This is a genomic window from Vibrio sp. 1CM8B (assembly GCF_023161685.1).
GTDB lineage: Bacteria > Pseudomonadota > Gammaproteobacteria > Enterobacterales > Vibrionaceae > Vibrio > Vibrio coralliirubri.
On record NZ_JALNTU010000011.1, the window covers coordinates 48,440 to 74,950 of the forward strand.

Annotated in this window: 19 protein-coding genes; 9 read left to right on the top strand and 10 right to left on the bottom strand. The window is 43.6% G+C overall.

All coding sequences use genetic code 11. From position 1 onward, the window contains the following. Positions 1-118 precede the first annotated feature (118 nt). The 3 genes from MSG36_RS18475 (at position 119) to MSG36_RS18485 (ending at position 5,766) form a co-directional block, all read left to right on the top strand. Entirely contained in the window at positions 119-1,717 is a 1,599-nt protein-coding gene (locus tag MSG36_RS18475; RefSeq protein WP_248369214.1) for a BCCT family transporter, read from the top strand. A gap of 271 nt (positions 1,718-1,988) precedes the next feature. Next, positions 1,989-3,560 (top strand): BCCT family transporter, encoded by a 1,572-nt coding sequence (locus MSG36_RS18480; protein ID WP_048607163.1) that lies wholly within the window; start codon positions 1,989-1,991, stop codon positions 3,558-3,560. Positions 3,561-3,882: 322 nt separating this feature from the next. Next, positions 3,883-5,766, top strand: a complete 1,884-nt coding sequence (locus MSG36_RS18485) for a methyl-accepting chemotaxis protein (RefSeq protein ID WP_048613181.1) — start codon at positions 3,883-3,885, stop codon at positions 5,764-5,766. A gap of 55 nt (positions 5,767-5,821) precedes the next feature. Here MSG36_RS18485 and MSG36_RS18490 read toward each other — a convergent pair whose 3' ends face one another. The 6 genes from MSG36_RS18490 to MSG36_RS18515 all read right to left on the bottom strand — a co-directional run bounded on the left by MSG36_RS18490 (position 5,822) and on the right by MSG36_RS18515 (position 14,359). Further along, entirely contained in the window at positions 5,822-6,229 is a 408-nt protein-coding gene (locus tag MSG36_RS18490) for a hypothetical protein (protein ID WP_248369217.1), read from the bottom strand. 99 nt (positions 6,230-6,328) lie between these two features. Then, positions 6,329-6,781: an azurin gene (gene azu, locus MSG36_RS18495; protein ID WP_017063577.1), complete on the bottom strand. Its 453-nt coding sequence runs from the start codon at positions 6,779-6,781 to the stop codon at positions 6,329-6,331. 273 nt (positions 6,782-7,054) lie between these two features. Then, positions 7,055-8,776: a cysteine/glutathione ABC transporter ATP-binding protein/permease CydC gene (gene cydC / locus MSG36_RS18500; protein WP_248369219.1), complete on the bottom strand. Its 1,722-nt coding sequence runs from the start codon at positions 8,774-8,776 to the stop codon at positions 7,055-7,057. Beyond that, on the bottom strand, positions 8,769-10,553 hold the full coding sequence (cydD, locus tag MSG36_RS18505; protein WP_048613625.1) for a cysteine/glutathione ABC transporter permease/ATP-binding protein CydD: 1,785 nt from the start codon (positions 10,551-10,553) through the stop codon (positions 8,769-8,771). Before cydD ends, cydC begins: the two co-directional genes overlap by 8 nt. Before the next feature lie 161 nt (positions 10,554-10,714). Next, positions 10,715-11,674 carry a thioredoxin-disulfide reductase gene (gene trxB / locus MSG36_RS18510; protein ID WP_004733400.1) on the bottom strand — a complete coding sequence of 320 codons (960 nt, stop codon included), beginning with the start codon at positions 11,672-11,674 and terminating at the stop codon, positions 10,715-10,717. Positions 11,675-12,103: 429 nt separating this feature from the next. Next, positions 12,104-14,359, bottom strand: coding sequence for a restriction endonuclease (locus MSG36_RS18515; RefSeq protein WP_248369222.1), 2,256 nt, complete (start codon positions 14,357-14,359; stop codon positions 12,104-12,106). A 1,028-nt stretch (positions 14,360-15,387) separates the two neighbouring features. Here MSG36_RS18515 and MSG36_RS18520 point away from each other — a divergent pair. Both MSG36_RS18520 and MSG36_RS18525 read left to right on the top strand, forming a co-directional pair. Beyond that, a complete protein-coding gene (locus MSG36_RS18520) occupies positions 15,388-16,044 on the top strand; it encodes a 2OG-Fe dioxygenase family protein (RefSeq protein ID WP_248369225.1) in 657 nt (218 codons plus the stop codon). Further along, positions 16,028-17,263, top strand: coding sequence for a cysteine desulfurase-like protein (locus MSG36_RS18525; protein ID WP_050648601.1), 1,236 nt, complete (start codon positions 16,028-16,030; stop codon positions 17,261-17,263). Before MSG36_RS18520 ends, MSG36_RS18525 begins: the two co-directional genes overlap by 17 nt. Positions 17,264-17,383: 120 nt before the next feature. Here MSG36_RS18525 and MSG36_RS18530 read toward each other — a convergent pair whose 3' ends face one another. After that, the gene (locus MSG36_RS18530; protein ID WP_050711974.1) at positions 17,384-18,055 is read right to left on the bottom strand and encodes a type 1 glutamine amidotransferase domain-containing protein; all 672 of its coding nucleotides are present in this window, start codon (positions 18,053-18,055) and stop codon (positions 17,384-17,386) included. Positions 18,056-18,288: 233 nt separating this feature from the next. Here MSG36_RS18530 and MSG36_RS18535 point away from each other — a divergent pair, with 233 nt between their 5' ends. Then, positions 18,289-19,173 (top strand): LysR family transcriptional regulator, encoded by an 885-nt coding sequence (locus MSG36_RS18535; RefSeq protein ID WP_248369228.1) that lies wholly within the window; start codon positions 18,289-18,291, stop codon positions 19,171-19,173. A gap of 350 nt (positions 19,174-19,523) precedes the next feature. Then, positions 19,524-20,774, top strand: a complete 1,251-nt coding sequence (locus MSG36_RS18540) for a sensor domain-containing diguanylate cyclase (RefSeq protein ID WP_086969608.1) — start codon at positions 19,524-19,526, stop codon at positions 20,772-20,774. 125 nt (positions 20,775-20,899) lie between these two features. On the opposite strand, the gene MSG36_RS18545 is transcribed toward MSG36_RS18540, so the two are convergent. After that, a complete protein-coding gene (locus tag MSG36_RS18545) occupies positions 20,900-21,724 on the bottom strand; it encodes a DUF2797 domain-containing protein (RefSeq protein ID WP_248369230.1) in 825 nt (274 codons plus the stop codon). Positions 21,725-22,026: 302 nt separating this feature from the next. On the opposite strand from MSG36_RS18545, the gene MSG36_RS18550 reads away from it, so the two are divergent. Together MSG36_RS18550 and MSG36_RS18555 are read left to right on the top strand one after the other, a co-directional pair. Then, positions 22,027-23,322, top strand: a complete 1,296-nt coding sequence (locus tag MSG36_RS18550) for a GGDEF domain-containing protein (protein WP_248369233.1) — start codon at positions 22,027-22,029, stop codon at positions 23,320-23,322. 124 nt (positions 23,323-23,446) lie between these two features. Beyond that, the gene (locus tag MSG36_RS18555) at positions 23,447-23,797 is read left to right on the top strand and encodes a GlpM family protein (protein WP_048607138.1); all 351 of its coding nucleotides are present in this window, start codon (positions 23,447-23,449) and stop codon (positions 23,795-23,797) included. A gap of 211 nt (positions 23,798-24,008) precedes the next feature. Here MSG36_RS18555 and MSG36_RS18560 read toward each other — a convergent pair whose 3' ends face one another. Together MSG36_RS18560 and MSG36_RS18565 are read right to left on the bottom strand one after the other, a co-directional pair. Beyond that, positions 24,009-25,379, bottom strand: coding sequence for a DASS family sodium-coupled anion symporter (locus tag MSG36_RS18560; protein WP_048607137.1), 1,371 nt, complete (start codon positions 25,377-25,379; stop codon positions 24,009-24,011). Between the two features lie 196 nt (positions 25,380-25,575). Beyond that, positions 25,576-26,376 carry an ElyC/SanA/YdcF family protein gene (locus MSG36_RS18565; protein ID WP_248369235.1) on the bottom strand — a complete coding sequence of 267 codons (801 nt, stop codon included), beginning with the start codon at positions 26,374-26,376 and terminating at the stop codon, positions 25,576-25,578. Between the last annotated feature and the right edge of the window lie 135 nt (positions 26,377-26,511).

Sequence of the window (26,511 nt, forward strand, 5' to 3'; positions counted from 1 at the left end):
TAGGCCTCCTTTGTGGAGGTTTTTTTAGTATTTTTGCGACAGGTTGATATTCTTCTTTTCGAAATTCAAGCGCCGAATGCAATGTTGCAAACAGTGCGCTGCAAATTAGAGAGGAAGCATGGAGCCTGTAAAAGATAGGTATAGTATTGAAAATACCGATTATACAGTAGGACAAGATAACGTTCAGAAATGGGGGTTCGATGTTCATAACCCAGTATTTGGAATCAGTGCAGGAGCGATCATTATCTTCCTGTTGGCACTTCTAGTTGCAGACCCTGATACTGCAAAAGCGGCGCTTGATGGAATCAAATGGAAAGTCATCGGTAACTTCGATGGTTTCTTCATGTGGGCAGCAAACATCTTCGTTATTTTCTGTTTTGCCCTCATTGTCTCCCCGTATGGCAAGATACGTATTGGTGGCAATGATGCCAAAGCAGAGCACTCCAACCTATCTTGGATGTCGATGTTATTCGCCGCGGGAATGGGTATTGGTTTGATGTTCTGGGGTGTGGCTGAGCCAGTGGCTTACTTCACGGGTTGGTATGAAACGCCATTAGGTGTCGAAGCATATTCACCTGAAGCCGCTAAATTAGCGCTAGGCGCAACCATTTATAACTGGGGCTTACACGGCTGGGCTATCTATGCTGTTGTTGCTCTAGCGCTTGCCTTCTTCACCTTCAATAAAGGTTTACCTCTATCAATCCGCTCTATTTTCTACCCTATCTTGGGTGATAGAACTTGGGGTTGGTTTGGTCATATCGTTGATATCGTCGCTGTGCTTGCAACGCTATTTGGCCTTGCAACTTCACTGGGCTTAGGTGCTCAACAAGCAACAAGTGGTATTAACCATGTATTTGGTACCGATGGCGGGATTGGCATGCAGCTGATTGTTATCGCTGTGGTCACTTTCTTAGCAACAATGTCAGTGGTTCGCGGCATTAACGGTGGCGTAAAGCTTCTGAGTAATGTGAACATGCTGGTTGCTTTGGGCTTGCTTATCTTCGTTACCATCGCTGGTGGCATGGCGGGCATTAAAGCAATCCCAACCGCGCTAATGGGCTACATCGAAAACTTCATTCCTTTAAGTAATCCTCATGGTCGTGATGATGAAACGTGGATGCAAGGTTGGACAGTATTCTACTGGGCATGGTGGATGTCTTGGTCTCCATTCGTAGGCATGTTCATCGCTCGTATCTCTAAAGGTCGTACGATTCGTGAATTCATCGTTGCTGTATTGTTCATCCCAACGACAGTAATCATCATCTGGATGGCTATTTTCGGTGGCATCGCGATTGATCAAGTGGCGAACAAGGTGGGTGAGATTGGTGTGAATGGCCTACAAGATATTACACTTTCTCTTTTCCATACTTACGATGCACTGCCAATGAGCTCTGTGCTTTCAGTAGTATCGATTGGTTTGATTATGGTGTTCTTTATCACCTCTTCTGATTCAGGTTCATTGGTTATCGATAGCATTACCTCTGGCGGTAAAGTCGATGCACCGGTTCCACAACGTGTATTTTGGGCGTTGATGGGCGGCGCGATTGCAGCGGTTCTACTATGGGTTGGTGGTACGGAATCAATTCAAGCACTGCAAGCTGGAACGGTATCAATGGCGCTACCATTTGCCTTCATATTATTGCTTATGTGCCTAAGCTTATTGCTAGGTTTACGAACTGAAAATCAATTGGTTAAGCACCAAAATGCTTTGAGTTAAAAGTATTTTTGATAAAAAGGTCGACATGGTCGACCTTTTTTTCGTCATAAACTTGAGTAATTACGTGAATATTGTTTGAAATTCCATCGAACCGATTCTGGTTTACTGAAAACAACAAGTTAACCTGCTAAACTTCAGACATCCAAGTATTTGAATTATTGTGACAACAGCTTGTACTACTTGGATCGTAGGTTCGAGTTTGTGATTAAGTCGCAGGTAAGTAAGGAATACGAGGTCAATAGACCCTAATAGTATTCCGTAGAGAGGGATAATGACTAAAGGTATAGATAAATACAGTATCGACAGTACGGATTACACTGTCGGTCAAGATAACGTCCAAAAATGGGGTTTTGATGTTCATAACCCAGTATTTGGTATCAGTGCGGGACTTATCGCTTTGTTCCTGATCGGTGTTCTTATTACAGATACCGCTTCAGCAAAGGCTGCACTAGATGGCGTTAAAGGCCAGATTATCAATTCGTTTGATTGGCTTTTCATCTGGTCGGGTAATATTTTCGTAATTTTCTGCTTGGGCTTGATTGTTTCTCCATACGGCAAAATCCGCCTTGGTGGTGTTGATGCGACGGCAGATTACTCATTCATCTCTTGGCTATCGATGCTGTTTGCCGCAGGTATGGGTATCGGCTTGATGTTCTGGAGTGTGGCTGAGCCTGCTGCTTACTTCACGGGTTGGTTTGAAACTCCGTTAGGTGTTGAACCAAACACACCAGAAGCTGCAAAACTGGCATTAGGTGCAACCATGTATCACTGGGGTCTACACCCTTGGGCGATTTATGGCGTAGTAGCACTGTCACTTGCGTTTTTCTCTTACAACAAGGGATTGCCTCTTTCTATCCGTTCTATCTTTTACCCAATTTTAGGTGATAGAGCTTGGGGCTGGGCAGGTCACATTGTTGATATTCTTGCTGTACTTGCAACGCTATTTGGTCTGGCGACATCGTTAGGTCTTGGTGCACAACAAGCGGCAAGTGGTATTCAGCATGTATTCGGCATTGAAGCGGGCCTAGGTCTGCAAGTTATTGTGATTACAGCGGTGACTTTATTGGCGGTAGTATCAGTACTTCGTGGTATTGATGGTGGCGTTAAAGTTATCAGTAACATCAACATGTTGGTTGCTTTCCTACTGCTTATCTTAGTGGCTCTAATCGGCTACGCGGTGACTTTAGGTTCTATCCCAACAACATTGATGGCATACATTGAAAACATCATTCCGCTAAGTAACCCTCACGGTCGTGAAGATGAAACGTGGATGCACGGTTGGACTGTATTCTACTGGGCTTGGTGGATCTCATGGTCTCCATTCGTAGGTATGTTTATCGCACGTGTTTCTAAAGGTCGTACCGTTCGTGAGTTCATCACAGCAGTACTGATCGTACCGACTACAGTGACTATCATCTGGATGTCAGTATTCGGTGGCATGGCGATTGACCAAATCGTGAATAACGTTGGTATTCTTGGTCAAGACGGCCTAACGGATGTATCACTAGCAATGTTCCAAATGTTTGATGCACTGCCGTTCGGTACTCTGCTTTCAATCATTGCGGTTGTATTGGTTCTAGTATTCTTCATTACATCGTCTGACTCAGGCTCTCTAGTAATCGACAGCATCACCGCGGGTGGTAAAGTTGATACGCCTGTGCCTCAACGTGTGTTCTGGGCGTTCCTTGAAGGTGCTATTGCTGTTGCTCTATTGTGGGTTGGTGGTACTGAAGCAGTACAAGCTCTACAAGCGGGTGCAATCTCTACAGCATTGCCATTCACCATCATTCTATTACTGATGTGTGTGAGCTTGCTAATGGGTATGCGTACAGAAAAGCGCTAGGCTTTTTAAGCTGAAATCTACAGCAATTTATACGCAGTAGAGTGGTAAATAATATGAAGGCAGAAGAGGAAACTCTTCTGCCTTTTTTGTTTCTTCTTTACCATGTTTTCTGTCCATTTTTAGCGTGTAAAGTGCGATAAAAATTCTAATAACCGCAGAGATAATGCCGCCTTAAATTTGGCGACAAGCCAAGGAATTGACATTAGGTAAGCTTATGGTTTGATTAAAATTATATTCCGATATTAAATTATAAAATTGCTCGAATTTAATACTGATATTGGGTAGTATGCGCGGGATTTCCCACCACTCGTGAAACTTTGACATGAAACTAACACTAAAGCAGAAGTTGATAGGTGCTAGCCTATCTGCTGTTGTCGTTATGGCTACAGCGTTGACTTGGTTATCAGCAAACCAATTATTTGAACAGACTCGTAATGGCGTATACCTACGAGCTGAAAGCGTATCTGAAGCAGCATCTGAAGGTATTAAAAACTGGATTGATATCCGTACTGATATCGCATCAGCATTTAATGAGTTTTCACGAGAAGGTGATGTTGTCCCTTTCCTTAGACAAGCTCGTGTAGCGGGTGGCTTTGACGATATCTTTTTAGGTACTCCAGAAGGTGGAATGTACCGTTCACATCCTGAACGTAACCGTGCAGATTACGATCCTCGTCAACGTCCTTGGTACCAAGAAGCAAACGCTGCAGGTAAGCAAATCATTACTACGGCTTACCAAGATGCAATCACCAAAGCACTTCTAGTAACGATCGCAGAACCTGTTCGCCACAACGGCCAACTTGTTGGTGTTGTTGGTGCAGACGTACTTATCGACCAATTGGTTAACGATGTAATCAGCCTTGATGTTGGTGACAACGCTTACGCAATGCTCATTGATGCCTCTGACGGCACATTCCTAGCACACCCAGATTCAGCACTAAGCTTGAAGCCAGTAAGCCAGCTTTCAAACGATATCTCTATGCCTATCATCGAAAACGCAGTGCGTACGGGTAGCATCGAGATCATCAAAGAGCGCGGCGCAGACAAGCTGCTTTACTTCACGAAGGTGCCTAACACTAACTGGATCTTCGCGGTTCAGATGGACAAAGCAACAGAAGAAGCGAACCACTCAACGCTACTTACTCAGCTGATCATCACTGCTGTCATTATTACGCTCATCGTAATCGTACTTGTGTCTTGGTTAGTAAGTTTCCTATTCCGCGACCTAAACCGCGTTTCAGCAGCACTTGAAGAAATTGCTTCAGGTGAGGGCGACCTTACTCAACGTCTTGAGCCTAAGAGCGATGACGAAATTGGTCAGCTTGCTGCAAACTTCAACCGTTTTGTGGGCAACATGCACACCATGGTGATCAAGCTAAGCGAAGTATCTGCTGCGCTGGGTAACCAAGCGCGTCAAACGGCTTCTCAAGCTGAAGAACGTAGTGCTCGTATCCAAATGCAACAAGACGAGATCAACATGGTAGCAACAGCCGTTAACGAAATGGCTGCAGCAACACAAGAGATCGCAGGTAACGCAGACCACACTGCACAGAACTCATCTGAAGCGGTTGGCGCGTGTGAGCACGGTACTGGTCAAGTAACACAGACTCAAAGCTCTATCCAAAACCTTGCTCAAGAAGTTCAAATCGCAACCAACGTGATTCTAGAGCTTGAAGAGCACGGCAACAGCATCAACGCTATCTTGTCTAACATTCAAGGTATTGCAGAACAAACGAACCTACTTGCACTGAACGCCGCTATTGAAGCAGCACGTGCCGGTGAGCAAGGTCGTGGTTTCGCAGTAGTAGCGGATGAAGTTCGAGTTCTGAGCCAACGTACACACGGTTCAACGCAAGAAATTCAACAAACGATTGAGTTGCTGCAAGGTACAACAGGCAAAGCGGTTAACATCATGAATGATAGCCGTACACTTGCTGAAACCAGTGTTGATGACGCTAACTCAGCGGCTGCAAGCCTAACGCAAATCCATGCTGCTGTTGAACGCATTAGCGACATGGCAACACAGATTGCTTCTGCTGCTGAAGAGCAAGCGTCAGTAACGTCTGAGATTACTCGTAACACTGAAGGAATCCGTGACGTGTCTAACGAGCTAGCAGACGAAGCACACCAAGCTGCAGAGCAAGCTGCTCAACTTTCTGAGCTGTCTCACGAGCTAGAAAGCGAAATCAGCCGCTTCAAGCTGTAAGCGAAGCCAATATAACAAAGCCCCGACCTAGGTTGGGGCTTTTTTAAATTAGTCATTAAAACGCGCAGCAATTAAACCCAGGGGAGGTAAGTTTCCCTGTCGCAGGGGTAAACTTTTTTCCGTATTTAACGGAATGCTCTAATACGAAATCACCATAATCTACTTTAGGTTCTGAGACTAAAACACCAAATAGTACTCTAGCATCACCACCCGTAACTGATTCAAACTCTCCCCAACAATCACCTTTCAAAGCAACCTCATCGGCTATCATAGTCACTCTAAATTCTTTTGATACTTGCCTAAATGAATCAATAATAAAAACGTGGTCGCCAATATGGATATCTTTGTAGTGCTCCCAACCTAATTGGGTAGGTGAACAATCAAATATGGCATGTTTAGACAGAGGACTATAAATAGTCTTATGGTCTCTATCTCCAATATTGTTAAGTAAGAATCGATTCATAATACACCAGCATTTAACAGTTTGGTGTGTTGTATAATCTAGTTCGCTGGTATGAAATGAAAATCCGAGCAAAGGCTCGGATTTTCTCTGAATGTCGAGTTATTTAAACTCAAACTTGCCCTTCATGATTGCCCAGTGGCCCGGGAATGAACATAGGAAAGAGTAATCGCCACCGGCTGTCATTTTCTCTGTGCTGAAAGTGATTGAGGTTGACTCGCCACCACCGATAACACGAGTGAAGGCGTAAACGCGGCTGTCGTCAGGTTTTACGTAGTTATTGTCGATACCTGCCGACATACCATCGATACCCACTGCTTGTAGCGACGCAGTGTCTGTTATAACGACGTTGTGACCCATTGATTGGGCTGGCATAGAGCCAGTATGGTTTAGCGTCAGCTTCACTTCTTTACAGCTCGCTGGAACGCTTAATGTGTCAGTTGAAAATTTCATTTGATCACTAGCATCAATCGATACTTCACATTCCGAGCTCGCTTGAGCGGTAAAGCTAGCACCTACAAGCGCTATCGTTGTTGCGATTAATCGTAAAGACATACACTGTTCTCCATTATTATAGGGGAGGTTATTCCATGAGGTTGATCGATACGTATTATCCTAGAAAGATGATCATAGTAATGTGCTACGACTTGAATTATGCGCAACTCGTTGCTTTATAAATGGTAAGTTTTTGTAGGAAAGGGCAAAACTAATCAGCACATGAACAACTGTTTAGGCGGGAATGGTTGTTCGAAACTAGAATCACAGGCAACAAAAAGCCCGAGCATAAACTCGGGCTTTGAATGGTTTTCTTTATAGCTTAAGGGGAAGCTAGATTGCCTGACGAAGTTGGAAGTAACGTCCTTCTTCGTTTAACAGCTTCTCATGAGAGCCGTTTTCAACAATCTCGCCTTGTTCAATCAGAACGATAGAATCCATCGATTCCAGACCAATCAAACGGTGTGTAATGAAGATAACCGTCTTGCCTTCGAAGTGCTTCTCGAACAGCGTCATGATGCTCTGCTCGGTTTGCTTATCTAAGCCTTCTGTTGGCTCATCTAGAAGCAGGATAGGAGCATCATGAAGAATCGCACGTGCGATACCAATACGGCGCTTCTCACCACCAGACAGTTGACGACCACCGTCACCTAACCAGCTATCAAGCGCGTTATTCTCAAGCAGCTTTTCAAGGCCAACATCTCTTAGGATATTCGCTAAGTGATCATCGGTTGCTTCTGGTCTTGCAATCAACAAGTTGTCACGCAAAGTACCATTTAGAATGTCGACACGTTGGCTTACCACACTGATTGATTCACGAAGCTGTGATTCATTCCATTGAGTCAGTTCAATGCCCGCAATTGAGATGTAACCCTTCTTAGGATCCCAGTAGCGAGTCAGAAGCTGAATCAGAGTCGATTTACCAGAACCCGTTTGACCAACAATCGCAACCTTGTTCGTTGCAGGGATTGTCAGGTCGACAGCGTTCAGAACACTGCGCTCAGAATCAGGGTAGTTGAACGTCACGTTTGAGAACGTAATATCAAGTGGCTTGTTGATGTCGAGTTTCTCTTCAGCGAACTGAACTTCAGGCTCTGACAGAATCACTTCGTTCAAGCGACGTGCTGAAGACAGAGTTTGGCCTAAATGCTGGAACGCACCTGCAATTGGCATTAATAGCTCGAAGCTTGCCATAGTTGCGAATGCCATTAGCGCGATGAACGGGTCTGGTGCATTACCACCCACGCCGTCAGCCGCAAGCCAAAGCATAAGAACCAGCGTCAAACCGTTGAACAGCATTAGCGCTGCTGAAGCCATACCGGTTAGGTTAGCGTTCACAAACTGATTCGCCATCAGCTTGCGTTGCGTTTCTAGAATCGCATTACGGTAACGCTCTTCAGCACCGAACAGAGTCAGTTCGCTGTAGCCTTCAATCCAATCTAGCGTAGTGACACGAAGATCCGCTTTGTTCTGTGTCAGTTCACCACCGTTACGTTTCCCCAATTTGTAGAACAAGATTGGCCAAACCAACAGCATGATAAGAAGGATAGAACCTAAGATTAAACCTAGTGAGCTATCGAACCACATCAAGAACAGAGTCAGGAAGAAGATCCCGAACACACCAACCGTCACTGGGCTTACTAAGCGCAAGTACACGTGGTCCATGGCATCGACATCAGCAACCAAACGGTTGAGAAGGTCAGCATCACGAAGGTTTGAAATACGACCTGGAATCAGCGGAGCCAGCTTCTTAAAGAAGAAGATACGCAGATCAGTTAACAGTTTGAATGTCGCATTGTGGCTCACAACACGTTCACCCCAACGACCCGCAGTACGGCTCATTGCCAAACCACGTACACCACCGCCCGGTAGCATGTAGTTGAAGGTTTCACGCGCAATCGTAAGGCCAGCAACCGCAGAAGCTGAAATGAACCAGCCTGATAGCGTTAACAAGCCGATAGAAGCCGACAGAGTAGCAAAAGCCAATAGCATGCCTAGCGATAGGCCAAACCAATGCTTTTTATAGAGTTTCAGGTAAGGCAGTAAATCACGCATCTAAATTACCCTTATTATCTTGTTGAGCTAAATTCGCGTTAAGCATCTCTTCGAATAAACCACCCGCAGTCGAAAGCTGAGAATAATGACCTTGTTCCACAAGACCACCATCGCGCATAACCAGAATGTTATCGACCGATTTAAGCGGGGCAAGTTGGTGTGTCACAAGCAGGGCAGTGCGGCTTTCGATGTTGCTATTAATGCCTTTCATCACCAACTGTTCGCTACGAGTATCTAGGCTGGCTGTTGGTTCATCGAGCAACCAGAACTGACCGTCTTGAATCATTGCGCGAGCCAGAGCCAAACGCTGAGATTGACCCACAGACAGACCGCCAGAGCGATCAGAGATCATGTAATCCAAGCCGTGCTCATTTACGAATTCGTTAGCAAAAGACTGCTCAAGTGCGTTCTCGACAACTTGGTCAGTGATATCGTGCTTACCCAGGGTGACGTTGTCACGAATTGTGCCATGCAGTAGCAACGGGTTTTGACCAACCCAACTAATCGTTTTACGCCAAGAGGCTAAGTCTAGGTCACGCAGTTCAATTCCATTGATTTTCAAGCTTCCTTCATAAGGCATGAAACCAAGAATAGCGTTGATCAAACTTGTTTTACCCGCACCACTTGGGCCAACTAACGCAGTCGACTGTCGAGTGTTAAGCGCAAACGAGATAGGACCAACCAATTGAACACCTTCAGGGCTTAACACTTTGAGATCTTGAGCTTCAATATTGATGCCTTGAGCCGGATCGAGCTGAGTGTCGCCTGATTTAACCTTAGTGATGTCGGTTTCTAGGAACTCGACAATACTTTCGGCTGCGCCAACCGCTTGTTGCTTCGCGTGGTAGAAAGTACCTAAGTCACGCAGAGGTTGGTAAAACTCTGGCGCCAAGATAAGGATAAACAAACCTGCGAATAGCGTAATGCCAGCGCCGTAGTGGCCGAAGTTAAGCTCACCAATGTAGGTGAAACCAAAGTAAACCGCTGTCATTGCGATAGAGATCGACGTGAAGAACTCAAGTACAGCAGAAGACAAGAAAGCGATTTTCAACACATCCATGGTACGCGTTCTGAACACTTCAGATGCACCTTTTAGTACCTCTGTTTCAGCGTTGGTGCGATCAAATAGACGGATGGTTGTCATTGACTGCAAACGGTCGTAAAAGTGACCAGAAAGACGTTGCAGTGCTTTGAAGTTTTTACGGTTTGCATCGGCTGCTTTCATACCCACAAGTGCCATGAACATCGGTACCAGTGGAGCAGTAATCAAGAAGATCAGTCCCGCTGCCCAGTTAACTGGGAACACCACAACCAAAATAATGAATGGAATCATTACCGATAAAGACATTTGAGGTAAGTAACGAGAGAAGAAGTCTTGCATGTCTTCTACTTGTTCTAACAACAGGGTTGCCCATGTGCCCGCGGGTTTGCCTTTGATGTAAGCAGGGCCTAACTCACGTAACTTATCAAGGATGAGTTGCCTGATGTAAACACGGATCTGTTCACCACAGCGATAACCTGCGATTTCACGCCCCCATGTACAGCCAGCACGGCCAACGACCGATAATGCCAAGCCTGCGAAATGACCAACCAGTTCAGATTTATCGACATTCTCGATGATCAGCTGGTGAAGAATAGAGGCGAGAAGAGCTGCTTGAGCAATTAAAAACACGCTTGAAAGTACGCCAAGGCTAATCGCAATCATAAGCCAGCGTTTCGCTAACTTACTCTGTTGCTTAAGCCACTTGTTCAAGCTGCGTTGTTTTTTCTTATCCATTATGAAGGCTTAATGATAATTATTATTTGTTGAGGGCGGGTAGTATACAAAAGAAAGCCCAGTGGATATACCGCTGGGCTCTAGGGATTTACAACAAATTGTGATGATGCCCTGCATCTACTGAGGCGAGAGCTCAGATAATCAAATCTGCAATCTCAGATTTACTTATCGTTAAGACCATCTAGGAAGCGTTCAGCATCCAATGCAGCCATACAACCCGTGCCTGCAGAAGTAATTGCTTGGCGGTAGTTGTGGTCCATTACATCACCCGCAGCGAATACGCCTGGGATGCTGGTTTGTGTCGCGTTACCTTCAAGACCTGACTGAACGATGATGTAGTCATCTTTCATGTCCACTTGGCCCTTGAAGATTTCAGTGTTTGGCTGGTGACCGATAGCAATGAATGCGCCCATTACTTCGATGTCTTCTGTCTTGTCAGACTGAGTATCTTTAATACGAACGCCAGTTACGCCCATGTCGTCGCCCAGAACTTCGTCTAGTGTGCGGTCAGTGTGAAGAACAATGTTGCCGTTCTCTACTTTGTCCATTAAACGCTTCACTAGAATCTTTTCAGCGCGGAACGTGTCACGACGGTGAACTAGATGAACTTCAGACGCGATGTTAGACAGGTAAAGTGCTTCTTCAACCGCCGTGTTACCACCACCAACAACTGCAACTTTCTGGTTGCGGTAGAAGAAACCATCACACGTTGCACAAGCAGAAACGCCACGGCCTTTAAATGCTTCTTCAGAATCTAAACCTAGGTACTTAGCTGATGCACCCGTTGAGATGATCAATGCATCACACGTGTACTCGCCAGAATCGCCTTTAAGACGGAAAGGGCGGTTTGATAGGTCGACTTCGTTAATATGGTCGAACAGGATCTCTGTTTCAAAGCGCTCTGCGTGCTCTTTCATGCGATCCATCAGTGCTGGACCCGTTAAACCTTCAGCATCACCCGGCCAGTTTTCTACTTCTGTTGTGGTTGTAAGCTGACCACCTTGCTGCATACCGGTAACCAGTACTGGGTTTAGGTTTGCACGAGCAGCGTAAACTGCAGCTGTATAGCCAGCAGGGCCAGAACCAAGAATCAATAAATTACAGTGCTTTACGTCGCTCATGAGGACTCCGAAATTGAAATTGTTTTTATTTATAATCGCTTAGGATTGTATGGAAAATATGGAGGCAATAAAAGGTTAAACAAGGGCTGAAGTGTAATTAATCGTTATAGTTTAGAACTTAATGAAGACAAACGTTTTCGTGGCTGGAAGATCGGTGAAAACACGCAAAGGCTTCAGGGTATTGGAATGAGGGCTATGGCTGAGTTTAGTAAACTAGATGAGGTGTCATTCTACTAATCAAACTTACCTTACGTTGATTTGAAGTCGACCTTGAAGAAGCTTGTATGTTTTGGCTTGCACTAGGGAAATGCGGATAACTTTAAATATGGAAAAGTCGCTTAGTGAGCGTCCAGTTTCTCAGGTGCAGATCACCTCTTTTTTGTTATCATGACAAGACTTTTCAACAATTGAAAAGCCTTTCATAAGCCATTAGTCTTTTTGTCGAAAGTAACTCGTAATTTCCTCAGAAAAATCAGAACCACTATAATATCTGTCACCCTTACCAAGATACGATGGACTGTAATCTGATCTTTCAATATTATATTCAATTATTGATTCATAATTACAAACAGGTGCAATTTCTAAAGCTAGTTCATATACTTCAGTCCATGGTGGGCATACTAATTCTGATAAATCATCCTCTATTAATTCACGTACTTTATCTTCACCATAGATAGAAATATCAGATTCACTATAATAACTAGAGCAGCAATCAGAATCGATAACAATATCAGTCAAGTTACTCTCATAATATTCATGTATATTATTACAAAGAATATCAAAATTATCATCAGTTAATAAACCAAGCCTAAATAATATCTTAGACAATTCAACGAAATAAGTATCATCATAACTACTGTTAAGAATATTTGTTACGAATGCTATCAATTTTTTGTCTTTAACATCTAAAATATTATTGTCTAACATCTTAATTATTACTGACAACTGCTCATCATTAACCAATGATATATCGAGTATGGATTCTGATAATGATGATAAATAGTCTTTAAAGCTAGGTATACGTTCAAACCTTGGGGCATTAATTATTTTATACGAGAGGGTTCTATTATAAATCGAGAACTCATCACGATCTTTAGATAGTAAAACTAGACACTTTATATAAGTGTCTGTGTTGATTATTTTCTGTAAAAAATAATCGGTAAGAGAATTTAGAGATTTGTTAGTTTTTAGTTTTGAGAAAACTGAAGATAAATATTCTGAATTGCTGGAATGTTCACCTAATATATAATCTGCAATTGATGGGTTAAAAAGTGAATAATTAACTTTGTTATCATATCCAATATTTCTATTTATCAATGAACCTACCAGTAACTTTATAGTCGTATCGTGGTTTTCATCGACTTTGGGATGAATATCGGAACCAACTAAACGATAAAAGTAACTAGATAATTCGTCTGATGACATAACACCACCATTGAGAACAATACCAACAACTAGATGATTACATAATCGATTAGTTTGATTAGAAAGCACATGTCTCCAAACGTTTTTAGGATTACGTAACGTTTCCAAAACATAGTCCCAGTAGTTAACAGGGGCAATATCGTTTAAATGACACGCGTCAGTAATAAATTCGATAAGTCGAGGGTTAAAATTTTGATGATCAATGACTTGGAAATATCTTAAATCTTTAACTAATTCATCACGATAATCATGACTCAAGTCGCTGAACCAAATATGATTGTATAATATTTTGGCCTTTTCAAATCTTGTTATTTTTTCTGCTTTAATTTGAATTTCGTGAGTTGAAATTTTTACTCTTTCAAAAAGCTCAGTCAATAATTTACTTTGTTCATAAATGTTAGTTCTTGTTGTTAGTATTAGCTTTTTCGTAGGGTCTTTTCTTATCCTACTAATCAAATGTGTAAGTATAACATCTTCTCTGTTTCTAATCTGCTCTAAATAGTTACTGCCTAAGAAATCATCATAAAAATAAACCTGATTTTCTAATTCATTATACATTTGATCTATTTCGTCAATACTATTAACTATATGGAAAAATGCATATCCTTTGGCTGTGTATATTTTACACATTTGCTCAGCAAGAGTTGTTTTACCGATACCAGCATTACCTGTGATCAATATAATGTTATTAGCCTCAAGCGTATCTTCTGCGGAAGAGTGAACCGATGTCTTAACATATAACTTACTATTAGAAATTATGTTCTCTAGTGTAGATTTACTCCTGATATGAGTGGCATTGTTAAGCATTCTCCTAATTACAGTTGTACTGTTAATCCAAAGATTATAATATTTTAACTCTATGTTTTCATTATCGCTGATTAGATGATTGATATCTTCATTTCCCAATATATCTTTAATGTCTTTTATATAGGGAGCGAACGCTAATTTAATTTCAACTTTATTCTTTTCCGATAACTCAAGGGATGTTGCTAAAATATATCTACTTGGATTTAGTTTTCTGACTTTATCTACTTCAGTTTTCTTTAGTGCTCTTATTAAAGAAGCAACTCCTGATTTTATCCAATGCTTACTTTGGATGATAGTAACATTCCCATCGGTGTCGACACTTCTACCGTCTATACCTTGATCAGGCCCTTGCTTGTATGATTCGACAGTTTGTCCGTCTCTTTTTTCTACGACATCATTGACTAAGTCTTCGAACTCTTTGTCATTGATTGTAGAAAAATCGTAATTTGCCATAATACTTCCTTTGGATTGAGTACTATACGCTTTATAAATTAAGCGTTATCTGAGTTGATTTATTATATTTATTCTATAGATAGTTTGAATTTTTATGACCCCATAAGATATGCATGCATATTAACACAGTCTTTAATGGTCAATAAATCAATTAGTTAATGGTGTCAATGACTAAAGAGGTACTTAAACCTAACAGTGAACTAGGACATGTAAATTCTGATAGTTAGGTTTAATTTACCTCGTGATACAGCACGGGGACTCACAACGAACAGCATTAGAAGAATGGATAACTTTTAGTAGGGGAAAAGCCTATGAACAGGGTGTGAATGAGTAAAAGGGCTAACTCATTTCAGGGCATAAACGTGTCAGCGAAGAGCGCCTAACATTTTTGAACACCTACCTATGTTCTGGCAGTCAATAAACACTAAGTAAACTCCCTTCGCATTATTCGACTTCAAGCGCTTTCAAAAATTGAAGACCAGTGAAATCCAACCCCACGAAGAAGTAAACCATTGAGGGCGGCCGAGTTCCCCCCGAACTCGACCTGTTCCAGACGCGCAAGCAAAGGCGTTTGGTTTCTGGCGTACTCATAAATTAACCAATTTCAGTTTGTTATGTAAATAATCAATAGCTTGCCAATTGATAGGTAGGTCGTATTTCGTTGTGCAAAAGCATAGAAATGAATGATGTCGAGTGTGATGCCTGAACTCAGGCAAGGAGGCTGGCGTATTAAAAGGAAAGGGCTGACACAATATGAAACCTCGCTTGTTAGTTAATAATATCGTTAAATTTAAATTTTTAGGGATTTATAACTAGCTAGTGGAGTGTGCTAGTTTTAAGAGTTGGTCATCTTTTATTCTGGTGTTATACACTGCTTTTTATTTCTCGATTGGATTTAGTGTCTGAATTATTAAATCTGACGGGATAAATGATTGTTTAATGTTGATTTGGCAAGATCTTCAAGTATCCTTTATGTAAATAAAACGTTAAATATCGAAAGTTAATTAACAATCATTAAGGAGTCGATGATGTTACATGCTCACGAAAATACCCTACATATTACCCACCTCAGTAACCACGCGGTTAAGGAGTTGTCACCATCATTCTCTAAGCTACCAAGCACAGAGCATGCGGATGGCCAGTTCCGATTGAGAAGGTACTCAGTGGTTGAATTCAGGAATGGACAAGTCGTTGAGCTAGACAAACATAACTTTGTTCAGTCTGAAGACATTAATCACTTTCAAGGTGACGTTGTTCGTCAATTCGAGCCGATTGAAGCACAAATCCTAAGCAGCGAAGGCATGCAAGAGATGTGTGAACTGTTTATTGAAACCAATGGGCTTGAAGACGGGCAAGAAATCGAAATCCATCAGATCCGCATTGCCGCTATTTTTGAAGAAACTCAGGTTGCACCAGAAGGTGTTCACCAAGACGGTTTTGACCACATCGCGATCATTGGAGTTACTCGCCACAATATCGTTGGTGGTGAAGTGATGTTGTATCAAGATAGCCACGAAGCACCATTCTTTAGAAAAGTGTTAGGCGATGGCGAAGTGGCAATGCTTGCAGATAGTAAGCTTTGGCACAATGCACAACCAATTCGTACCATAGACCACGGCGAGATGGGCTACATGGATGTGTTTGTATTAACGGCTAAGGATGCGCGCAATGTCCTTCACTCTTAATGATGTGCGCCAACAGTTTAGCGCGTTAGGCCAATATCATAATGGCAAGCCGGTCACTTTCTTTGATGGGCCGGGTGGCTCTCAGGTGCCTGAGAATGTTTTAGCATCAATGACCGAATACCTAGGGCATTTCAACTCAAACCTAGGCGGGCACTATTTTTCTAGCCAAAAGACTACAAGCCTAATGCAGCAAGCGCGAGAAGCGGCGCAAGCACTGCTTAATGCGGAGTCTTCTGGCAACGTTGTTTTCGGCGCGAACATGACATCGCTGACCTTCCAACTGAGCCGAGCGATCAGCCGAGATTGGAAAGAGGGTGATGAAGTTATCGTCACGGCGTTAGATCATTATTCGAATGTATCGAGCTGGCAGCAAGCGGCAGACGACAAAGGCGCGATTGTTCGCCAAGTTCGTGTCGACGAATCAGATTGCAGTTTGGATATGGCGCATTTCGAGTCGTTACTGAACGAGAAAACTAAACTTGTCGCGGTGACGTTTGCTTCGAACACGACTGGCTCTATTGTCGACATGGCAAAAGTTATTGAGCTTGCACATCAGCATGGTGCGCAGGTTTATGTCGATGCCGTTCATTACGCACCGCACCACTTGATCGATGTTCAGCAATTGAATTGTGATTTCTTAGCGTGCTCGGCTTATAAGTTCTTCGGCCCGCATGTGGGCATTGCTTATGTTGCGCCTCAATGGCTACACACGTTAAAGCCTTACAAGGTTGAGCCTGCGACAAACATTGGCCCAGGCCGTTTTGAAACAGGTACGCAAAGTTTTGAAGGCCTTGCCGGTGTGATTGCAGCGGTCGATTACTTGGCGCAGTTCGGTGAGCCAACTGACTCATTGCGTTCTCGTTTAGAGCAAAGCTACGCGCTTTACAATAAGCATGAAAGCCAACTGAGTGAGTACTTCCTTAAACGCTTGTCTGATCTTGAAGGGGCAAAACTTTACGGGAAAGCAGAGTTTGACTCGAACCTAAGAACGCCAACCTTTGCGGTTACCTTTGAAAACCATTCTCCAGAGTTCATCGCTAAGAAGCTGGGCGAGCATAATATCTGTGTGTGGAATGGTCATTTCTACGCACTAGGGTTGGTGAAGCAGTTAGGTATCGAAGAGCAGGGCGTGGTGCGTATTGGTTGTATGCATTACAACTCGATTGAAGAGATCGACTTGCTTTTCAATGTGCTTGAAGGGATCTTGCGTAGTCACTAGCGAGAAGCCACTAGCACTTAATAGTGACAGAATTAGAAAAGAGCATACTTCTCTCAAGAATATTGAGGTGTAAGTATGCTCTTTTTGTTTCATGAACTTATATCTGTTTAGTAAAGTCTACTAAGACAGCTGCTTAACCAGAGCTGCACCTACAGCGTGTGCGCTAGTCGGGTTCTGGCCTGTAATCACTCGCTCATCAACAATCACAAGTTCTTGCCAAGGTTGAACCTTGTTGAAACGCGCTGCGCTGCGAGCAAGAGACTCTTCCAATAGGAATGGAATGTCGTTGATGGTGCCAAAGTCGATCTCTTCTTCACGTGTAAAACCAGTTACCGATTTAGAGCTTAGTAGCTTCTCGCCGTTGCTCAGAACAATCGGAAGGAGCGCCGCAGGGCCATGACATACTGACGCAATCACACCACCATCTTCGTAATGCTTAGCCGCAATAGCAGCGAATTGCTCGTTAGTTGCTAGGTCTGAAAGCAAACCGAATCCACCTGGGTAGAAGATAGCATCGTAGCTTTCTGCATTAATTTGGCTTACAGGAATCGTATTGTTGATGCGGTTTTGGAAATCATCATCAGCCAAGATCTCCGCGTTTACTGAATCCCCTTCAATATCGGTTCCATACAGCGGGCCTTTACCACCCTTGATAGAAGCGATGTCGTACTCAAAACCCGCAGCCAAGATCTCTTTCAAAGCATGAGTCAGTTCAGGCGCGTAAGTCCCGTTCGCTTGGTCTGTATCGCCCAGTGTTGCGTGGTTAGTTACAGGTATTAGTATTTTTTTCATGATTCGTCCCTTTGAGCACGTTTGTTTAGTTTCAGCGTCGTTGTTTAGACATCCGCGTTTCTAAGACAGACATCAGTTTTTTTAAGAGAGATGCCGCTGTTTCGTTACCTGTAATACTAGTAGTAAACCATTTGAGTGATAATATGCCGAATAGACAAAACATTATTGCTATATAGCAACAATCGAATGAGAATTAGTCGGGTGTGAATTCGTTAGATGTAAACAGGTGAAGTATGGACAGTTTTGAAGGGATTAATGAATTTGTAGCGGTAGCTGAGTGTCACGGCTTTTCTGCAGCAGCAAAACAACTGGGTTGCAGTACCAGCCATGTCAGCCGCCAAGTTTCAAGGTTGGAAGAGAGAGTGGGTGTGGCGTTGCTTGCACGATCTACACGAATGGTAAGCCTGACCGAATCGGGTCACACCTATTATCAGCAGTGCAAAGACTTGGTTATTGGGCTTCAGCAAGCGAATGAACAAGTGACTTCTCAACAAACTCAGCTTAGCGGTACTTTGCGTGTGAGTGCCGCAGGTGCGTTTGCCGAGAATCATGTCGCGGCGGCGTTGATGGAGTTTGCTAAAGATCATCCTGAGCTCACCATCGAAATGAACTTCAATACTAAGATGGTTAACTTCATCGAAGATGGTATCGACTTCGCCATTCGTTACGGCCGATTGGACGATTCAGGTTTGGTGGCAAGAAAGCTCGTTGATCGCCCAATGGCGGCCGCAGCCAGCAAAGACTATATAGAGCAATTTGGTACGCCCACTCACCCTGAGCAGTTGAAAATGCACAGCTGCATTATCGCCAACAGTGATCAGTGGCTATTTGAGAAAGAGGGTAAGCCGTTAAATGCAGTGCGAGTGCATGGGCGCTGGCGCAGTAACAATTCGAGCGCAGTACTGAAAGCATGTGAAGAGGGGCTTGGTGTTGTCTACCTTCCCAAAAGCAGTTTCAATGGCGGCCTGACTAATGGAAAGCTTGTCCCGGTGCTTGAAGAGTATTGGGGATCAGGAACCAGCAGTTGGGTCGTATATCAAAATCGTCGTTTTTTACCCCAGAGAGCACGGCTAGCGATCGACTTCTTAGTCGCTTATTTTTCGGATTGGAATGAGTAACCGACGAAGTATTAAGCGAACAGCTAGCATGCTAGAAGTGAATAATGAACGGGTTTGAAAAGAGTCGTGATTAGCGCTAGCTACCTACTTAAAGGTCGAAAACAGAAAAGCTAATGCTTACATAGATATACGTTATCTTTTTTTGTTTTTTGACGCGCGTAATAGGAATGAGAGACTTGTCTACTTTTGATAACTGGTGTTAGCGATTGAATTGTAGAGAAGCCCGCAACAGTACGATATACTAGATACCATATTAATGTCCCTAACGCGTGATAGATTCTGTGGAAGCGTTGGCAGGATGTGTTGTTATGCTCCAGTTTATGAAGTGTAGCTAGAGTGCGGAGTTGGCAATGTCTTCAATAAATTTCGAATCCACGTACGGTGTAATAACTATTCAAGATATGAATGTAGTTAGTGTTGACGCTAACTATGCTCGCATCTATGGATACCCATCGCCCGAAGAACTACTTTCTAATATCGATAGCTTTCTAGATCTAATCTCAGAAGATTATCATGTTCTCGCCTATCAAAATTACCTTGAAACGGTCAGTGGTCAACGCGACCCTCAGGTTCACACCTATACCAATGTTGATCGTAATGGCAGAGAGTTCACCGTGTTTTCTATCGACCATGTGACGGAGTGGCAGGGAAGACCTGCACTGCAAGTCACGGTGATCGATCTTTCCCCTGCGATTCAGCTGCAAAATGCGGTGCGTGAGCAAGATAAGATGTATCACGACATGATCATGCAATCTGGGCAGGGCATCTTGGTTCACCGAGATTTCAAGCCGCTGATGGTTAATCAATCTTGGGTCAACATGCAAGGCGCTGCTTCTATCGAGCAAGTATTAGAGTTGGACTCTATCCTTGAACTGGTACCAAAACAGAATACTGATGGCATCAGCAAGCACTATCACGCGATCGTGTCGGGTGAGTTGTCAGGCACGAGTACCGTGGTTGAAAACATTGGCTTTGACGGCGTTCATCGGTTCTTCAATATTTACGACAATGCGATTACTTGGAAAGGTCAGCCAGCCGTTCAGGTTGTACTCGAAGATGTGACGCAAAAGGTGATGTTGGAAAAGCAGTTGGTTCACCAAGCGAACTACGATGAAATGACCGACTTACTTAACCGAAGAGCGATTTATGAGTGGTTGAGAGAGCACATGTCATCTAACAACTACCTTGTGTGTATGCTGCTAGATATCGATGATTTTAAGTCGATTAATGACACTTACGGTCATATGGTTGGTGATGAGGTCATTTGTGCTTTGGCTAATATTACCAAGCGCAATGCCGAGAAAGTCGGTGGGGTCGCAGGCCGTTGGGGTGGTGAAGAGTTCATTATATTTATCCCAAATGCGTCTCTTGAAACAGCACACGAGGTGTCAGAAGGGGTTCGCCAACAGTTCCATCAAGTCGAGTTCAAAATCGATGAACAGATTCGATTTAATTCGAGTGTCAGTATCGGAATCAGTGATAGTCGAGCCTGTGAAGACGGTGTCACAATTGATGCACTCGTGAATTTAACCGATCAGTCTCTCTATCGCGCGAAAGCCAAAGGTAAGAATTGTGTAGACGGGGATGTGGTTGCGCTTTAACGCCTATAACCGTTATCCAATGGCCAATAGAATCGACAACGAAAAATGCCCTCAAGTCATCACTTGAGGGCATTTTGGCTATTCACTAAACGCTTCTCACTATAAGAAACGCTTAGTTCTACAAATTATGCAGATACTTCCACTTCGTAAGAACCAAATTTACGGATGTTAATCACACCAGTATCTAGGATTAGGTATTGGCCTTTAATGCCTTGAAGTACGCCTGTCACTTCAGGGTTCTTATCAAAGTTGTGCGATACAATCTTCACTGGATGTTGATCAACTGGGTAGCTCAGTGAAGTGATGTTTTCGCTCAGAATCTCGATTGCATCGTCACCAAACTTCGCTCTGATCTCTTGGATTTTATCCTCAACCAATGGCAACAGTTCTTTGGCTTTTTCTACCAACTCCATGTCGTCGCCGTCGCCTTTTAGCAGCGTGCGCCAGTTGGTTTTGTCAGCAATGTGCTTTGCTAATTCAACTTCGATCAGGCCAGAAATCTGACGTGTTTTTACCTTCAATATAGGCAAACCTTGAGTCGCGCCTTGGTCAATCCAACGGGTAGGGATTTGAGTATGACGAGTGATACCTACTTTTAGGCTTGATGTGTTCGATAGGTAAACGAAGTGATCAACCATGCAGTTCTCTTCGCCCCATTGAGGCTCACGACAAGTGCCTTCATCGTAATGGCACGTCTCTGGTTTCATGATGCACATGTCGCAGCTTGCTAGCTTTTTCATGCACACAAAGCAGTGGCCTTGAGAGTAGCTTTTCTTAGTTTTCTTACCACACGAACAACAAAAAATATTGCCGGTATGGGTAAGGTTGATGGTTTTACCAATCAGAGGGTTTAGCTCTACAAACTCTTCACCTACAGGTAAACGGTAAGTAACCGCACCATCAAGGGAAGCACTCATTTTCTTGAGTGTTCCTTTTGCTAATAAAGACATGACATTACTCGTTGTATTTTGATTATTATTTCGTCCACTCGCTCGCCTTGTGAACAGGCGATACGGTTAACGATGATTTGCGATGAGTATAACAAATAGAGTCTGCATTTATACGCAATATTGCTCGATTATTGCGATGGATAATTGATGGTAAACACTCAGTTTAAATTATGGTATGACATTTTGTCCGGGCGTGATATAACGCTTTTTAGTGGATTATTGGTATCAATATCACTAATCCACTCAGGTTATTTTTTATCATGAAATCCCAACGATAGGGACCTTAAGCCGGAAGCTTAGACGTGAAGTGGATCCATAAGATTGTTATCTTTTTAGTTATCGCAACACTTGCCATTGTGCAGTATTACCGTGTGAGCGGAAATCGTGTGATAACGGCAATTACCCCTGATAAATATGAATTTATCGCGACCAGCGATCAAGTTGATAGGGGAGTCAGTACCTCCCAATTATCCTACGAAAATGGGCAGTATATTCTCGAGTGTGAACTTAAAGAGTCGGAATATCCTTGGCCTTATTGCGGCCTATCGATTCGTATCAACCGAGACATTACCGAAGGTCTTGACCTTTCCCAGTACCACACATTTAGAGTCAACATTGATTATCATGCGGAAGCTGACTCTAGCGGTCGTTTGCGAACTTACCTGCGTAATTATAATCCTGCTTATTCGGTTCCTGATGACGAGTACACGCATAAGTACAACGGGATGGAGTTTTCTCCAGGAGTCGATGGTGGTGTGATTGAAATCCCGATCAAAAATCTGCAAGTGATGACGTGGTGGTTGGCCGACAATGATGTCGCGCTAGAGCACTCTGCTCCAGAGTACTCGAACGTTAATATGGTTGAGTTTGCTACTGCGTCTGGGGCGAAACTTGGCCATCATAGAATCGTTATCCGTAGCATTGAGTTTGAAGGCTCTTACATCACAGGCGAGAGCTTGTTCTTAATCTTACTGTTTGTTTGGGTGGGGACGGGCACCGTGTTCTTGATTTCAGAATTGCACCGTTCTAGGAAACGCATGGTGATTGTTGAAAAGAGACACAACCATCTAAAGAACGTCAACCGAGCACTGAGAGAGCAAAATTTTGAGTTCTCTGAAAAGGCCCATCGTGATGAATTAACCGGAATACTAAACCGCCACGCGATTCGTGATTGGTTGAAAATGCAGTCACAACAGGTGAAGCAAGGACATGGCAAGTTGGGTATGTTGTATCTCGATATCGACTACTTCAAGAGCGTGAATGACAAGTACGGACACCAAATGGGTGACCATATTCTACGTGAGTTCAGCATGGTGGTGGGCAGTTCGATCAGCGCTACCGACAAGTTGGTGAGATGGGGTGGTGAAGAATTCATTGTTTTTTGCCCTGAGACTGATCTTGGCGAAGCACAAAGAAAGGCCGAGAAAATCCGACTTTTAGTCAGCCAGCACCTTTGGGTTCATGGCGATCCACTGACATGCAGTATTGGTGTTGCCGAGATGAAGCAAGAGCGAGTGACAGAGACCATTGCTCGCGCTGATGAAGCTTTATATCAAGCAAAGCATTCAGGTCGAAATCAGGTGATCTTGAGTCACTAATCTGAAAATTGTTTTGATGAGTTTATAAGCCACACGTGCATATGTGACGTGTGGCGTTTTTATGGCTGCTAGATGAGTTTACCCTCTAGAGCCTTTGTTGGTTTGTTTGGATAACGTATAAAAAATGATCTCACTGTTCTTTAAATGTCTGCTGGGTGCCGCGGCGGTTTTGTTGATTGCGCTATTGTCGAAGAGTAAGAGTTTCTACATCTCTGGTTTAGTGCCGCTGTTTCCGACCTTTGCTCTGATTGCTCACTACATTGTTGGCACGGAACAAACCATGGTGGAGTTGCGCACCACAGCGTTGTTTGGGCTGTTTTCGCTTGTGCCATACGCCGCTTATCTTGGTGCAGTGTACGTGTTCAGTTATCGCTATAACTTGGTGTCGACGCTCTCGTTAGCGACCTTAGTGTGGGTGTTGTGTGCTTCGATGCTGTTGCTAGGTTGGACGCGTTTGGTGCCAAGCGCAATTTAACGCTGTAGTTCTGAAGAGCGATGTTTAGCTAATAGCCAAAAACAAAAAAGGTGGCGCGGGGCCACCAAAAGGGAAAAGCGTTTCTTGTTTTTATGTGCCCGTTCAGTGCTTGCTTAAGCTGAACGGGCATTTTTGTATTGGTTGAACCGGGGGAAGTTCAACCAGTTTAGGGGAGCATTCCTGTAAATATGCGCTTACAGAAGGTTAGTGCTTACCAGAAGATCCAAGCGAACAGAGTCAGAACTAGGATACAAACTAGGTTCAACACCATACCGATTCGCATCATCTCTTTTTGCTTGATGTGACCCGAGCCAAACACGATTGCGTTAGGTGGTGTCGCTACTGGTAGCATGAAGGCACATGATGCTGCAACCGCAATCAGTGCAGACAAGATAACCGGAGACATACCCAGCGCTTCAGCAATAGTCGCGAATACAGGGACAAGCAATGCCGCACTCGCTGTGTTACTCGCAAATTCCGTTAGGAATACCACGAACGCTACCACGGCTAGAATCGTAAGCAGTACGCCAGCTGTTTCTAAAAATCCGCTTAGTGAGTGTGCTAGGAATACGCTGGTTCCTGTCGCTTTCAGAATGTTACTTAAACAGATACCGCCGCCGAACAGGATAAGTACACCCCAGTCCGTTGTTTTCTCAACGTCTTTCCATTCCACCGCTCTAGAAGCACCAAGCAGTACAATCGCACCAATCGCTACTAAGCTATCAAATTTAGAGAATCCGCCAATCATTGCGTTGATTGGTTTACCGAATATCCAAAGCGTTACGGTTAAAAGGAAGATAGACAGTGTGATTTTCTTGCTGTTTGTCCACTCAACGGGAGCGTGGTCTAGCTCGAATTTGTGGTCAAGCTTTGGCTTAGTCATCACGTAAAGAATAATCATCGCGATTGGCAGTAAGATCATTGAGATTGGTAGGCCAAGTGCCATCCACTCTGTGAAGCTCAAGCCAACTTCTGCCGCCGCAATTGCGTTTGGAGGGCTACCAACCAAGGTTGCGATACCACCGATTGAAGCACAGTAAGCGATACCCAATAGTACGAACACGTAGGTGTTGCGGTCTTCACTTTGGTCAACCTTGTTCATGATGCCAAGAACAAGAGGAAGCATCATTGCTGTGGTGGCTGTGTTTGAGATCCACATCGATAGACCCGCACTCACACCGAACAACATGAACACAGCGACCGACATTCTGCCTTTTGCTATCAGCAGTACTTTGTCAGCAATCGCTTTATCTAGCTCTTGCTTGTTCAATGCGGCTGCTAATGCGAAACCACCCATGAATAAGAAGATGATCGGGTTGGAGAAGTTAGCCAGCGCTGCGGGCGTGTTGAATACACCAAACAAGACAGCCAATAGGGGAACGAGCAGAGCGGTGATGCTGACGTGGATAGCTTCTGTTAACCATAGAATGGCAACGAACACGAGAATACTTAAACCTGTATTCACTTGCGCTTCGAATGGCAGGGTATTGAGCAAAACTGCAAATAGCGTGAAATTACCAATTAATATCATGCTGTTGCGGGTAAACAACCAGTGTTTCAGTGTAGTAACAAGTGCCGTCATAAGACGCTCCTTTTGTTATCCTCGTTTTATTGGTGCACGACTTCATTGAGTCGTGCTTATTATTTTCGAGGTATATAGCTTGATGTAGGGTCGGACTTTGTTGGAAGAATGTTACTCAAGTTAATAAAGGAGTGTTGGTGTGTTTTTGCTTAACAATGGGGAAGTGTGAGGCAACAAATTCAAAATGTGTAGTTTTCTACACATCGGTCTCTGCTGGGTCTGCAATCGGGCTTGTTGTAGGGTCTACAACAGGGTTTACAGTGGGATCAGTAATAGGGTTTGGGATCGGAAATGATTCTGGTTTTGGACTCGGTTGAATGGGCTCTTTAGGGCCAAGGAACTTTGGCGTTGTCCCCATAATATACAAGTCTAAGAAGGCTTTGGTACGCGCAAACACTTCACGCAAACGTATTGAGCTTCCCGAGTGATGGGTTGGTCCTGAAACGGCTAAACATTGTGCATGAATATCGTAAGAATTGGCGATGAATAGCGCTCTTTCACAGTGGAATTTTTGAGTGATGATCAGAAAGTTATCAGTATCGAATATCTTTTTGGCGCGAACAATCGAGTCTAAGGTTCTGAAACCCGCGTAATCTAGATTGATGCGTTCTTCGGGGACGCCCGCTTTTAACAAGTCGCGCTTCATCGTCCACGGTTCATTGTAAGAGCGATGAGCGTTATCGCCACTCAGTAGAAATTGATCCACTTTTTCACGATCGAACAGCTCAATCGCGGCTTCGATTCGGTGCTTATAATAGTCGTTGAGTGTTCGACCCAAATATTTGCTCGTGCCAAGCACAACTGCGACCTCAAGCTCGGGCACGTCATCAATATCGTAGATGATGCGATCTTCCGCTTGCCATGAAACCCAATAATCGATCGCAATAACCGCAGCGCTGCCTACTAAGAACACGAGGAAAGCGCCAAACAGAAAACCTTGCAGTTTTTTGTAAGCTTTTTTTATGTAGCTACGGATAATGTGAGAATCAAATTTCACTCTCGGTATGGTCCTTTGACTGAGCATTAATTTTTGAGTGCTCGATAATACCAAATAAAAATGAGAAAAATCAGTTAAAAAGACAAGACAGTGTAAAGAAAAAAGCCCCTGCGATTGCAGAGGCTCTTGTAAGAG

Coding starts and splice junctions, on each gene's coding strand:
- MSG36_RS18555 (WP_048607138.1), top strand. CDS start 23,447: ATGATCTCACTGTTCTTTAAATGTCTGCTGGGTGCCGCGGCGGTTTTG.
- MSG36_RS18520 (WP_248369225.1), top strand. CDS start 15,388: ATGTTACATGCTCACGAAAATACCCTACATATTACCCACCTCAGTAAC.
- MSG36_RS18545 (WP_248369230.1), bottom strand. CDS start 21,724: ATGTCTTTATTAGCAAAAGGAACACTCAAGAAAATGAGTGCTTCCCTT.
- MSG36_RS18485 (WP_048613181.1), top strand. CDS start 3,883: ATGAAACTAACACTAAAGCAGAAGTTGATAGGTGCTAGCCTATCTGCT.
- MSG36_RS18560 (WP_048607137.1), bottom strand. CDS start 25,379: ATGACGGCACTTGTTACTACACTGAAACACTGGTTGTTTACCCGCAAC.
- MSG36_RS18535 (WP_248369228.1), top strand. CDS start 18,289: ATGGACAGTTTTGAAGGGATTAATGAATTTGTAGCGGTAGCTGAGTGT.
- MSG36_RS18475 (WP_248369214.1), top strand. CDS start 119: ATGGAGCCTGTAAAAGATAGGTATAGTATTGAAAATACCGATTATACA.
- cydC (WP_248369219.1), bottom strand. CDS start 8,776: ATGCGTGATTTACTGCCTTACCTGAAACTCTATAAAAAGCATTGGTTT.
- cydD (WP_048613625.1), bottom strand. CDS start 10,553: ATGGATAAGAAAAAACAACGCAGCTTGAACAAGTGGCTTAAGCAACAG.
- azu (WP_017063577.1), bottom strand. CDS start 6,781: ATGTCTTTACGATTAATCGCAACAACGATAGCGCTTGTAGGTGCTAGC.
- MSG36_RS18480 (WP_048607163.1), top strand. CDS start 1,989: ATGACTAAAGGTATAGATAAATACAGTATCGACAGTACGGATTACACT.
- MSG36_RS18490 (WP_248369217.1), bottom strand. CDS start 6,229: ATGAATCGATTCTTACTTAACAATATTGGAGATAGAGACCATAAGACT.
- MSG36_RS18525 (WP_050648601.1), top strand. CDS start 16,028: ATGTCCTTCACTCTTAATGATGTGCGCCAACAGTTTAGCGCGTTAGGC.
- MSG36_RS18540 (WP_086969608.1), top strand. CDS start 19,524: ATGTCTTCAATAAATTTCGAATCCACGTACGGTGTAATAACTATTCAA.
- trxB (WP_004733400.1), bottom strand. CDS start 11,674: ATGAGCGACGTAAAGCACTGTAATTTATTGATTCTTGGTTCTGGCCCT.
- MSG36_RS18530 (WP_050711974.1), bottom strand. CDS start 18,055: ATGAAAAAAATACTAATACCTGTAACTAACCACGCAACACTGGGCGAT.
- MSG36_RS18515 (WP_248369222.1), bottom strand. CDS start 14,359: ATGGCAAATTACGATTTTTCTACAATCAATGACAAAGAGTTCGAAGAC.